Genomic DNA, 11,713 nt, shown 5'->3' on the forward strand with positions numbered 1-11,713 from the left:
ATGCACCGCACCCTGATGAACGCCAAGATCCACCGCGCCACCGTGACCCAGGCCGACCTGCACTACGTCGGTTCGCTGACCATCGACGCGGACCTGATGGCCGCCGCGGACATCGTCGAAGGCGAGCAGGTCCACGTCGTCGACATCACCAACGGCGCCCGGCTGGAGACCTACGCCATCACCGGCGAGCCCGGCTCCGGCGTGATCGGCGTCAACGGCGCGGCCGCGCACCTCGTGCACCCCGGCGACCTGGTCATCATCATCACCTACGCCCAGGTCCACGAGGCCGAACGCGCCGCGCACCGGCCGCGGGTGGTGCACGTCGACGCGGACAACCGGCAGGTCCACCTGGGACACGACCCGGCCGAGCCGGTTCCTGGCGCGGAAGCCCAGTTGTCCGGCCGGAATTGACGCAGGTGGGCGTGGACACAGGTGGGTCGCGGTGGTTGCTTTTGAGAGGCTCCCCTAAATAAGGTGTGCCTATCCTAAAGCTTGGCGAGAGGTTCACATGTCCGTGTTTCAAGGCGCTGCCGGGCTCAGCCGGCGTGGATTCCTGATCGGGGCGGGCGGCCTGGCCGCCGCCGCGGCCCTGACCGCTTGCGGCAGCGGCGACGACAAGCAGGCGGCGGGCGCCGCGGCCGGTCCGTGGGAGTTCACCGACGACCGCGGCCAGAAGGCGGCGCGCGACCAGCGTCCGACTCGGGTGGTGGCCTACGCCAGCTCGGCCGCCGCGCTGTGGGACTACGGCGTCCGCCCGGTCGGCGTGTTCGGCCCGCAGAAGACCGCCGACGGCAAGAAGGAGATCCAGGCCGGCAACATCGACCTGAACGCCGTCACGTCGATCGGCAACGCCTGGGACGACTTCAGCATGGAGAAGTTCGCCGCGCTCAAGCCCGACCTGGTCGTCACCGGCCTGACCGGCGCCAAGCCGACGGACATGTGGGTGCTCAAGGACGACCTCGGCACCAAGGTCCAGCAGATCGCCCCGATCGTCGCGATCTCCGAGTACAAGGTCACGCTGCCCAAGGTCATCGAGCGCTTCGAGCAGCTCGCGGTGGCGCTGGGCGGCGACGCGAACTCGGCCGCGATCAAGAAGGGCAAAGAGGACTTCCAGAAGGCCTCCGACGACCTCAAGGCCGCGATCCAGGGCAAGCCGGGCCTCAAGGTCCTCGTGGTGTCCAGCGACAAGGACAGCCTGTACGTCTGCAAGCCGGAGTACTTCGCGGACCTGGCGTACTACCGCGAGCTGGGCCTGGACATCGTCGCCGGCGGCGGCTCGGACGACTACTTCGAGACCCTCAGCTGGGAGCAGGCCGGCAAGTACCCGGCCGACCTGATCCTCACCGACAGCCGGACGTACGCGCTGTCGCGCCAGCAGATGGCGCAGTTCCCGACGTGGGCGCAGCTGCCCGCGGTGAAGGCGAACCAGCTCGCCGACTGGTCGACCGAACCCCGGTTCAACCCGGTGCTCGCGGCCCCGGTCCTGCAGCAGCTGACCGAGGTCGTCAAGGGCGCCCGCACGGACATCACCGCCTGAGGAGGCCTGGCATGACCAACCCGTTCGAAGACCCCGACGGCACGTACCTGGTGCTGGTCAACGCCGAGAACCAGCACAGCCTCTGGCCGGAGCGGGCCGACGTCCCGGCCGGCTGGACGGTGGCCTTCGGGCCGTCCGGCCGCCAGGCGTGCCTGGACCACGTGGAAGCGAACTGGACGGACATGCGGCCGAAGTCCCTGGCCGACGCCATGGACACCTGACTCTGCCCGAGTGCCCAGAAGGGGACTTTCCTGTCATGTGATGACAGGAAAGTCCCCTTCAGTGCGTCAGATGCCGGCAACGTCCCCTTCAGGGCGGCGGGTCACGCGCGCTGGCCGGACCAGGCCGTCCACAGTTTCGCGTACTGGCCGCCCGCCGCGACCAGCTCGTCGTGCGTCCCGGACTCCACCACGGCACCCGCGTCCAGCACCACGATCCGGTCGGACGCCGCCGCCTGCGTCAGGCGGTGCGCCACCACCAGCGCCGTCCGCCCCTCGAGGGCCGCCGCGGCCGCCGACTCCAGCACCCGCGACCCCGCGCTGCCCGCTTCCGCCGTGGCCTCGTCGAGGATCGCGATCGGCGGGTCGGCCAGCACCAGGCGGACCAGGGCGAGCTGCTGCGCCTGCGTCACCGTCAGCTGGTGGCCGCCTTCGCCGACCACCGTGGCCAGCCCGTCCGGCAGGGAAGACACCCACGTCAGCGCGCCCACCTTCGCCAGCGCCGCCCGCAGCTCGGCGTCGGTCGCCTCCGGGCGCGCCAGCCGCAGGTCGTCGGCGAGCGGTCCCGCGAAGACGTGGACTTCCTGGCTGATCAGCGCGACCGTCCGGCGCGTCGCCTCCGGGCCCAGCTCGTCGAGCGGGACGCCGCCGAGCGTGACCGAACCCGCGCCCGGGCGGTGAATGCCGGCGATCAGCTTGGCCAGCGTCGTCTTCCCGGCCCCGCTCGCCCCGACCAGGGCCACCCGCTCGCCGGGGGCGACGGCGAGATCGACGTCGCCGAGCACCGGGTGACCGTCCACATAGGAGAACCCGATGCCCGCCGTCTTCACCGACGCGTCGACCGGCCGGGCCGGCTGCGCGGGGGACGCCTCGGCGGGCAGGTCGGCGACGCCGATCAGCCGCGCCAGGCTGGCCGCGGCCGCCTGCGCGTCGTCGACCAGCGCGAGCGCGGTCGTGATCGGGCCGAAGAGGCTGTGGAAGTACAAGGCCGCCGCCGTCGCCACGCCGACCGTCACGGCGTCCGCCCCGACCAGCAGGAACCCCATCGCCAGCACCGCGGACAGCCCGAGAAACTCGGCCAGGTTGAGCCGCGCGTAGAACCGCGTGACCAGCCGGATCCCGCGCAGGGCCAGCTCGACGGCGCCGTCGGAACGCTGCCGCACCCGCTCGAGGTGCGCGTCGGCCAGGCGGAACGCACGGACCGTCTTCGCGCCGCCGATGGTGTCGAGCAGTTGCTGCTGCTGCGCCCCGACGGCCTCGCGCTGGCTGGCGTACAACGGCTTCGCGCGCGGCACGTACCAGCGCACGGTCCACAGCTGGACCGGCACGGCCACCAGCGCGGCCAGCAGGAACCGCCAGTCGAGCACGGCCAGCGCACCCAGCGTCAGCACGACGGTCAGCACCGACCGGCCCAGCTCGGGCAGCGCCTGCCGCACGCCTTCCGCGACCACCGAAACGTCGTTGGTCACGCGCGCGGTGAGATCGCCGGAGCCGGCCCGTTCGAGCTGTTCCAGCGGCAGCCCGAGAGCTCGTTCGACGAAGCGCTCGCGCAGCTCGGCCAGGATCGTCTCGCCGAGGCGCGCCACCAGCGACACCCCGATGGCCGTGGCGACCGCTTGGGCGAGCGCGACCAGCACCAGCCCGACGACCGGCGTGACGAGGTCGGCGGCCGGGCGGCGCGTCGCGACCAGGTCGACGACGCGGCCGAGCAGGGGAGCGGTGAGCAGGCCGATCGCGGTCGCCGCGACCAGCATCGTGGCCGCCGCGGCGGTGCGGCCCTTCGCGCGGCCGAGCAGTTCGCCGACGACGGCGCGGATCCGGTGGCCGTCGGCCACGGGGAGGAGTTCACGGGTCACGAGAGCACCGCCGCCCGGTAGTCGGCCCGGCCCGCCAGGTCGGCGTGGCTGCCTTCGCCCGTCACGCGCCCGTCGTCGAGCAGGACGACGCGGTCGGTCGCGGCGAGCAGCGCCGGGCTGGTGGTCACGAGGATCGTCGTGCGGCCGCGCCGCAGTTCCGCCAGCCCCGCGGCGATCCGCGCCTCGGTGACGGTGTCGACCGCGGTCGTCGGGTCGTGCAGCACGAGCACCGGCGCGTCCGCGGCGAGCGCGCGGGCGAGCGCGACCCGCTGGCGCTGCCCGCCGGACAGCGATCTCCCGCGTTCGGTGACGGCGGTCGCGACGCCGTCGGGCAGCGCGCTGGCCACCTCGTCGACGGCGGCCGCGGTCATCGCTTCGGCCGTTCGGGGCCCGGTTTCGACGTTTTCGGCGACGGTGCCGGCGAACAGGTCGGCGTCGTGCGCGGCGACCAGCACCACCTCCCGGACCCGGCTCGGGTCCACAGTGGACAGGTCGACGGCGTCGACCGACACCGAGCCGCTCGCCGGGTCGGCGGCGCGGCCGAGGCAGTCGAGCAGGTCCGTGGCGGCGGCCGGGTCGGTGGCGACCACGCCGAGCAGCTCGCCGGGCCGGGCTTCGAACCCGACGTCCCGCAGCGCGCCGCGGCTCAGCGCGGCCAGCTTGACGTGCCCCGCGGCCGGGACCGGCAGCGTGGCGTCCCCGGCGCCGACGGCGGGCGGCGCGTTGAGCACGTCGGCGATGCGCGCGGCCGACGCCCGGCCCTGCGCGAGTTCGCCGTTGACCCACGAGAAGATCGTGAACGGTGTGATCAGGTACTGCGCGAGCCCGACCGCGGCGACCAGGTCGCCGACGCTGATGTCACCCGCCGCGGCGAGGTTCCCGCCGACGAGCGCGACCACCGCGATGAAGACGCCGGTCAGCGCGAGCAGCGCGCCGTTGTGCCAGGCCTGGGCACGCGCCGCGCGCAGGGTGGCCTTGAGCGAGTCCTGGCTGGTGCGGCGGTAGCGGTCGACGGCGGCGCGTTCGGCGCCGACGCCCTTGAGCACGCGCAGCCCGGCGACGAGGTCGGTGGCGATGCCGGAGGCGAACGCGGACCGCTCTTGTTCGGCTTCGCTGCGGCGTTCGAGTGGCTTGCCGATCAGGTGGGCCAGGTACAGCATCGGCGGCGTGCCGAGCAGCACGAGCAGGCCGAGCGGCAGCGACATGGTGAGCAGGACGACCGCGCTGACCAGCAGCCCGGCCAGCCCGGCGGCGGCGAACGGCAGGACGCCGTTGACCGTGCCGACCCGCTTCGCGTCCGACGTCCCGATGCTCACCAGTTCACCGGCCAGCGCACCGGATTCCGCGACACCGCCCGGGTGCAGCACCCGGCGTCCGACGTCGAGCCGGAGTTCGTGGGCCGCGCGCTCGGCGGCGCGTTCGCCGAAGCGGGCCCCGAGGCGGTAGCTGGTCGACAGCCCGGCGAACAGGACCGCCAGCACCGCGAGCCACAGCAGGAGCGTGCCCACCGAACCGCCCGCGACGGCCTGGTCGATGACCACGCCGATCACCACCGGCACCAGTGCTTCGCCGCCCTGGTGGCCCGCCGTCAGCAGGGCCGCGAGGGTCACCGATCGTCGTTGCCCGGCGATCGACCGGCGGAGGACTTCCCGTCCCGTCGTGCTCACCCGCGCCTCCCCTGTCCGCGTCTTGGATAGGTAAGGCTAGTCTAAGTAAAGGAGTTACGGGAAAACGGTCGGCTTCGTCTCAGTCCGCGGCTCGGTGGCCGGTTCCCCGAACCGCGCCAGCGCGAGCGCGGCGGCCACGGCGAGCACGAACCCGGCCACGGCGACGACCGCGAACCCCGGCCGCGTGCGGTCGCCGAGCGCGAACACGCCGACCAGCGACGGGAAGACGGTCTCGCCGAGCACCATCATGGCGGTGGACGTGGTGACGCTCCCGCGTTGCAGCGCCGTCGCGTAGAACAGCATCGCCATCCCGCCCGCGACCGCGACGGTGTAGGTGGCGGGGTCGGTGAGCAGGTCGAGCGGCGCGAGGCTCGGGATGATCCGCCCGGCGATGGCGACGACCCCGAAGCTCAGCCCGGCGACGAGGCCGAGCGCCGGCGTCCGCACCCGGCGGCTCGCCTTCCCCGCGGCGATCCCGGCCCCGGCCAGCACGACGACGGCGCCGATCAGCCCCAGCCGGAACCCGAGCCCGACGGGATCGGACCCCTCGCTTTCGGCGGCGGCCCCGAGCAGCGCGAGCCCGGCGCACACGACGGCCACGGCCGCCCATTCCCGCCGCCCGAGCCGCACCCCGAGGAACCGCGCGGCGACGGCCGTGACGGCGAGGCTCGCGGCGAGCGCGGCCTGCACGACGAAGAGGGGAAGGACGTGCAGCGCGGCGATCTGCGCGACGAACCCCAGGATGTCCAGTGCCAGGCCGAGGACGAACTTCCACTGGCCGAGCACGCGCACGAGAAGTTTCGGATCGACACCGTCGGCCCCGGTGTCGGTCGCGCGGGCGGCGACCGCCTGCATCACCGAAGCCACGCCGTACGCGATCGCCGCGCCCAGAGCGCAGAGCAGTCCCCACCACATGGCGATCACTCTATTTTGTCGGACCCGTGGGGTACGTTGCGGTCATGTCGAACACGAGTTCGAAGACGCACCGCCGCCGCTGGCCCCCGAGGCTGGCGGCCGACGAGCTGCGCCTCCAGCTGGACTTCCTGCAGTTCCTCCGCGCGACGGCGGTCAACAAGCTGGCGGGCTTGCCCGCCGAGCTGGCGGCGGCCACCCCGTTGCCGTCTTCGCCGCGGCTGAGCGCGCTGGGCGTGGTGAAGCACCTGACGGCGGTGGAGCGCTGGTGGCTGTGCATCGAGGCGGGTGGGGCGGACCTGCCGTCGCTGTGGGCGGGCACGCCGGACCCGAGCTGGGACCTGACGGAATCCGACACCCCGGAGTCCGTGGTGGCGGCGTACCGGGAGGAGTGGGGGCGGGCGGAGAAAGCCTTGCGCCGGCTGGGCCCGGACGACCGGACCAGGCGGCGGTCGGAGTTCACGGTGCGCTGGGTGGTGGCCCACGTGGTGCAGGAGACGGCGCGGCACGTGGGCCACTTGGACCTGCTGCGGGAGCTGGCGGACGGGGAGGTGGGTGAGTGAGGGAGGGGTGAGAGGGCGTGACCGGCGGGTGCGCTGGGTCTGGTCCGCGGTGGCGGGCGGGTGAGGGCGCCAACCTGTTGGCGGGGTGGGCCTGATCCGCGGCAGCCGACCGGCGTGTGCGCAGCTCGCGGGCTTCGTCCGCGCCAGCGGGCCGGCGTGCGTGCTCGTGCCCGCTCGGCGCCATGCTGCACCAGGGGAGCGGGCACCAGTGGGCGTCAGGCTCGGAGCCCCCGGATCGCCAGTGCGGCGAAGCGCCGTGAAGCCGCGACGCGGGCCGCCGATGACTTGGCCTGGATGCCGCCGTTCGCCATGAGGATCAGGATCACGTCGTCGAGGACGACGTCCGGGCGCAGGTGACCCGCTTCCCGTGCGCGGCGGACCAGCTCCGCGAGTGACTTCACCGCGCGTTCGCGGTCCGCCGCGAAATCCAGCGCGTGCGGGAACACCGCCGTGAACGCCGCGGTGAAGCCCCGGTCGCGGGCCTGCAGCTCCAGCAGGTTCTCGAGCACCGAAGTGAAGGCGTGCCACGGATCAGGGTCGGCGAGCCCCTCGTCGACGATCGCGTAGCACGCGCGCATCTGGCCGGCGAACGCCGCGGTGGCCAGCGCCTCCTTGGTCGGGAAGTGGCGGTACAGGGTCGCCGGGCCGACGTCGGCGCGCCGGGCGATCTCGCGCATCGGCACCGCCAGGCCCTCGGCCGCGAACACCGCGCGGGCCGCTTCGAGGATGCGGTCGCGGTTGTCGCGGGCGTCGGAACGCCGGAGGTGAGGCAAAGCCTGGGTCACTCCCTCACTTTAGCCAACCGGACGGGGGCGTCCGTTAACGTCCGCGGCCGGTCATCGACCCCGGAACGACGGAGAAAACAGTGAAAGCAGTCGCGGTGCAGGAGTTCGGCGGGCCCGAAGGGCTGGCCGTCGTCGACCTTCCGGTCCCGAGCCCGGCCGGCGGGCAGGCGCTGATCACGACCGAGGCGATCGGCGTCGGCGGCGTCGATGTCCTGATCCGCAGCGGCGCGCTCGCGGCGTACGGCTTCCGACCGGGCCACGTCCTCGGCGGCGAGATCGCCGGCACGGTGGCCGAAGTCGGCGACGGCGTCGACCCGGCCTGGCTCGGACGGCGCGTCTGGGCCTTCGCGGGTGTCGGCGGCGGGTACGCGGAGCAGGCGGTCGTCCCCGTCGAGACGCTCGTCCCGCTCCCGCCGTCCGTGTCGCCCGTCGACGCGGTGACGCTCGGCACCTCCGGCGTGGTCGCTCACTTCGGCCTGCGCCACGCCCGGTTCGCCCCGGGCGAGTCGGTGCTGGTGCGCGGCGCGGCCGGCGGCATCGGCGTGATGGCCGTGCAGCTGGCGGCCCGCGGCGGGGCCGCGGCGATCGCGGTGACGACGTCGTCGCCCGAGCGCGGCGACCGCCTGCGCGAGCTGGGCGCGACCCACGTGTTCGGCCGCGACGGCGGGGGAGCCGAGGGCTTCGACGTCATCCTGGACGTCGTGGCCGGGCCGGGCCTGCCGTCGCTGTTCGCGCGGCTGAACCCCAACGGGCGCCTGGTCTCCGTCGGCCTGATGGGCGGCGAGCCGCCCGCCGGCTTCGGGAAGGAGCTGTTCACGGCGTTCCGGCGGTCGCTGTCGTTCGCGACCTTCAGTGCGGACACCGTGCCGCAGACCGACCGGAGTGCCTACCTCGCCGAGCTGCTGGCGTCGGGGGACACGCGGGCGGTCGTGCACGAGGTGCTGCCGCTCGAGCAGGCCGAGCTCGCGCACCGGAAACTGACCGGCGGCGAGGTCTTCGGCCGGCTCGCGCTCACCACGGCGCGTTTCAGTGCAGCACGCGATACCGGAGGTGCGTGACCGACGGCGTCGACCGCGAGTCCAGCTGCTCGAGGTCGAGCGGCGGCACCCCGTCGAACAGCCGGACGCCGTCGCCGAGCGTGAACGGCGAGATGTGCAGGCGCAGCTCGTCGATCAGGCCCGCGGCGAGGTACTGGTTGACGGTGGTCGCGCCGCCGTGGACGGAGATGCTGCCCTCGCCCGCCGCTTCGCGCGCGCGTTCCAGCGCGGCCTTGATGCCGTCGGTGACGAAGTGGAAGGTGGTGCCGCCGTCCATCGGCTGCGGCTCGCGCGGGTGGTGGGTGAGCACGAACACCGGCGCGTGGTACGGCGGGTCGTCACCCCACCAGCCGGTCCACGCCCGGTCCCATGCGCCGCGCACCGGCCCGAACATGTTGCGCCCCATGATGAACGCCTTGGCCGTCAGCGCCCGGTCGAACTCGGCGGGGTGCTCGTCGCGGCCTTCGCCGTACCAGGCGTGCAGCCGGTCACCCCAGCCGTCGCCGCCATCGTCGCCGAACGGCCGCTGCTCGGTCTGCCGGTGCCCGGCCGCATAGCCGTCGGCGGTGATCGTGAGGTCGCAGGTCACCAAGCCCTGGGTCATCGTCGTGCCTCCTCGTCGGTGCGCCCCAGGATGGCCCGGGGCCGGCATGACGTCCACTACCAATCCCGGCCCGCCGGCGGTGGTCCGGCACGGGGTCGGTGAGCGGCGCGGCCCGGAAGCTGCACTGTTCGAATCTGGTGCACGGGCTAGCGGCTCTGCCGGGTGTCCTGTTGCGGGATGCCGTGTTCCCGGCGATAGATCGAATCGCAGCGTGGGCATGCTGTCGGTACGCCGCGGTCCCGGCGTTGGTCGAGCGGCTGGAACCTGGCCGATGCGGTCAGGCCGCACAGCATCGTGATGCCTTGGCCGGCCTGGGGGATACCGGGCAGCCGGGCCCGGTGCCATTCCCCGTCGACGACCGGGTGGATGGCCTTCGGGTCGATGTGGATCACCGCATCGAGTCCGGCGCCTTGGCTGGGTCGAGGAGTGAGCAGGAAGTCACGCATGGTCAGTGACTCTACGAACGTGCAGCTCACAAACGTTTCCTGGAAGGAAACCCAGACAGGTAGCATGCCCGCATGGACTCGATCGGCGTCACGATTCGACGGTTCCGGCGCTGGCGCGGGATGTCGCTCGAGCAACTGGCGGGCCTGTCCGGCTTGTCGAAGGGCTACCTGTCCAAGATCGAGAACGAACGCTCGGCCATCGACAAGCGCTCGACGCTGGTGACCATCGCCGGTGCGCTGCGCGTCAGCTTGTCCGACATCACCGGTGATGGGCTCGAGATCCGCGACCCGGAGGCCGGCACCGCCATCCCGGCGATCCGCGGCGCCCTGCTGAGCACGGACCTCGACGGCGCGGAGTCGCCGGTCGGTGATCTCACCGTGCTTCTGTCCGAGACGCAGCTGCTGGCCGCGCTTCGGCAGGCGAATCAGGACGCCGAGGTGGGTGCTCGGCTCCCCGCTCTGCTGGTGGCACTCCACACCCACGTGGACAAACCCGAAGCCTTGCGCTCGTTGGTCACCGCGACCCACACCACCGCGCTGCTCACGAAAGGGCTCGGCGCGTTCGAGCTGGCGTGGATCGCCGCTGATCGAGGGCACGAGGCAGCCCAACGGCTGGGGGAGCCCGGCTGGATCGCGCTGGCCGAGTTCGCGCGGACCCAAGCGCTGTCGGGCCTCGGGGCGCACAAGCGCGCCGCGAAACTCGCCGAGCGGGCTCTCGACGACGTCCCGGCCGACGCCTACGACGTCCGCGGGGCACTCACCCTGACTACGGGCTACACCGAGTCCGTGCTGGGCGGGGACGCCACCGCGGCACTCGACGAAGCAGCCGGTCTGGCCGAGCACGTCGAGGACGGGAACAAGAACTTCCTGCTGTTCAGCCCGGCCAACGTCGTCCTGTGGCGCATCTCGTCCGCGCTGGAACGCGGGGACCACGTCGAAGCCGCGCAGCTCGCTGAGACCGTCGATCCGGCGGAGCTGGCCGTCGACTCCCGCCGGACCACCTTCCTGATCGAGCACGCACGCGCGTTGTACGGCGTCCGCAGGCCGGATGAAGAGGTCGTGGCGTTGCTCGTCCGTGCGGAGAAGCTCGGGCACATCCGCACCCGGAGCAATCCGTTCGTGCGAGAGATCATCTCGACCATGCTCGCTCGGACGCGTCGCGAAGGGGTGGCTCGCGAGGTGCGGGGCATGGCGGACCGGATGGGGCTCCTGAAGACGGCTTGACGTTCGGCGGAGAAGCCGAGTGGACCGCGTCGTAGGGTGTCCGGCATGACTGATCGGCTCTACTTCCGGCAGCTGCTCGCCGGCCGTGACTTCGCTGTCGGGGATCCCGTGGCTACCCAGATGCTGAACTTCGCCTACCTGATCGGGGACCGCGAGAGCGGGGACGCCGTGGTCGTCGATCCCGCCTACGCCGTGCGGGATCTGCTGGACGTGCTGGCCGGGGACGGGATGCGGCTCACCGGGGTGCTCGCGACGCACCACCACCCCGACCACGTCGGTGGGGAGATGCTCGGGTTCTCGCTGGCCGGCATCGCCGAGCTGCTCGCCGTCGAATCGGTGCCGATCCACGTCAACGGGGCCGAGACGGAGTGGGTCAAGCGGGTCACCGGGGTGTCCGGCACGGACCTGCGGGCGCACGACCACGACGACGTCCTCGAAGTCGGGGCCATCCCGATCCGGTTGCTGCACACCCCCGGGCACACGCCCGGCAGTCAGTGCTTCCTCGTCGAGGACAAGCTCGTCTCCGGGGACACGCTGTTCCTCGAAGGCTGCGGCCGCACCGATTTCCCCGGTGGGGACACCGAAGAGATCTACCGCAGCCTGCAGCAGCTCGCCGGGCTGGCCGGGGATCCCGTCGTCTACCCCGGGCACCAGTACTCGGCCGAGCCGTCGGCCGCGCTGTCGGAGGTCAAGCGCAGCAACTTCGTCTACCGGCCGCGGTCGCTCGACGAATGGAAGGCCATGTTCGGCGGCTGAGACAAGCCGTTCCACGGGCTGAAACGGCGGGTGTTCACGGAGTGGGCGCGGATTGACTTCCCTTCCCACTCACCGGATGGTCGGGGCCAACGCAATCGAAGAACCCCC

13 protein-coding genes are annotated in these 11,713 nt (G+C 72.5%); 7 read left to right on the top strand and 6 right to left on the bottom strand.

Translation table 11 applies throughout. The features are described 5' to 3' along the window. The 3 genes from panD to SD460_RS23905 all read left to right on the top strand — a co-directional run bounded on the left by panD (nucleotide 1) and on the right by SD460_RS23905 (nucleotide 1,758). A complete protein-coding gene (gene panD / locus SD460_RS23895; RefSeq protein WP_290057431.1) occupies nucleotides 1-411 on the top strand; it encodes an aspartate 1-decarboxylase in 411 nt (136 codons plus the stop codon). Between the two features lie 97 nt (nucleotides 412-508). After that, the gene (locus tag SD460_RS23900) at nucleotides 509-1,537 is read left to right on the top strand and encodes an ABC transporter substrate-binding protein (RefSeq protein WP_290057432.1); all 1,029 of its coding nucleotides are present in this window, start codon (nucleotides 509-511) and stop codon (nucleotides 1,535-1,537) included. Between the two features lie 11 nt (nucleotides 1,538-1,548). Beyond that, nucleotides 1,549-1,758: an MbtH family protein gene (locus SD460_RS23905; protein ID WP_290057433.1), complete on the top strand. Its 210-nt coding sequence runs from the start codon at nucleotides 1,549-1,551 to the stop codon at nucleotides 1,756-1,758. 101 nt (nucleotides 1,759-1,859) lie between these two features. Here the strand turns inward: SD460_RS23905 and SD460_RS23910 are convergent, their stop codons facing one another. From SD460_RS23910 to SD460_RS23920, 3 genes are read right to left on the bottom strand one after another with little or no spacing between them, the layout of a single operon-like run. Then, nucleotides 1,860-3,611 carry an ABC transporter ATP-binding protein gene (locus SD460_RS23910; protein WP_318306761.1) on the bottom strand — a complete coding sequence of 584 codons (1,752 nt, stop codon included), beginning with the start codon at nucleotides 3,609-3,611 and terminating at the stop codon, nucleotides 1,860-1,862. After that, on the bottom strand, nucleotides 3,608-5,278 hold the full coding sequence (locus SD460_RS23915) for an ABC transporter ATP-binding protein (protein ID WP_290057434.1): 1,671 nt from the start codon (nucleotides 5,276-5,278) through the stop codon (nucleotides 3,608-3,610). The genes SD460_RS23910 and SD460_RS23915 overlap by 4 nt, the downstream gene beginning before the upstream one ends. Before the next feature lie 54 nt (nucleotides 5,279-5,332). Next, entirely contained in the window at nucleotides 5,333-6,193 is an 861-nt protein-coding gene (locus SD460_RS23920) for a DMT family protein (protein ID WP_290057435.1), read from the bottom strand. A gap of 44 nt (nucleotides 6,194-6,237) precedes the next feature. Between SD460_RS23920 and SD460_RS23925 the strand changes: the two genes are divergently transcribed. Further along, nucleotides 6,238-6,753, top strand: a complete 516-nt coding sequence (locus SD460_RS23925; RefSeq protein ID WP_290057436.1) for a DinB family protein — start codon at nucleotides 6,238-6,240, stop codon at nucleotides 6,751-6,753. Between the two features lie 215 nt (nucleotides 6,754-6,968). Here the strand turns inward: SD460_RS23925 and SD460_RS23930 are convergent, their stop codons facing one another. After that, the gene (locus tag SD460_RS23930) at nucleotides 6,969-7,538 is read right to left on the bottom strand and encodes a TetR/AcrR family transcriptional regulator (RefSeq protein ID WP_290057437.1); all 570 of its coding nucleotides are present in this window, start codon (nucleotides 7,536-7,538) and stop codon (nucleotides 6,969-6,971) included. Nucleotides 7,539-7,618: 80 nt separating this feature from the next. On the opposite strand from SD460_RS23930, the gene SD460_RS23935 reads away from it, so the two are divergent. Next, nucleotides 7,619-8,596 (top strand): zinc-binding dehydrogenase, encoded by a 978-nt coding sequence (locus tag SD460_RS23935; RefSeq protein WP_290057438.1) that lies wholly within the window; start codon nucleotides 7,619-7,621, stop codon nucleotides 8,594-8,596. Here the strand turns inward: SD460_RS23935 and SD460_RS23940 are convergent. Next, nucleotides 8,565-9,179 carry a dihydrofolate reductase family protein gene (locus SD460_RS23940; RefSeq protein ID WP_290057439.1) on the bottom strand — a complete coding sequence of 205 codons (615 nt, stop codon included), beginning with the start codon at nucleotides 9,177-9,179 and terminating at the stop codon, nucleotides 8,565-8,567. The genes SD460_RS23935 and SD460_RS23940 overlap by 32 nt on opposite strands. Nucleotides 9,180-9,325: 146 nt before the next feature. Next, a complete protein-coding gene (locus SD460_RS23945; RefSeq protein WP_290057440.1) occupies nucleotides 9,326-9,625 on the bottom strand; it encodes a hypothetical protein in 300 nt (99 codons plus the stop codon). Between the two features lie 72 nt (nucleotides 9,626-9,697). On the opposite strand from SD460_RS23945, the gene SD460_RS23950 reads away from it, so the two are divergent. Continuing rightward, a complete protein-coding gene (locus tag SD460_RS23950; protein WP_290057441.1) occupies nucleotides 9,698-10,849 on the top strand; it encodes a helix-turn-helix domain-containing protein in 1,152 nt (383 codons plus the stop codon). Between the two features lie 45 nt (nucleotides 10,850-10,894). Further along, the gene (locus SD460_RS23955; protein ID WP_290057442.1) at nucleotides 10,895-11,605 is read left to right on the top strand and encodes an MBL fold metallo-hydrolase; all 711 of its coding nucleotides are present in this window, start codon (nucleotides 10,895-10,897) and stop codon (nucleotides 11,603-11,605) included. The last annotated feature ends 108 nt before the right edge of the window (nucleotides 11,606-11,713 follow it).

It is taken from the genome of Amycolatopsis solani, assembly GCF_033441515.1.
Lineage (GTDB): Bacteria > Actinomycetota > Actinomycetes > Mycobacteriales > Pseudonocardiaceae > Amycolatopsis > Amycolatopsis solani.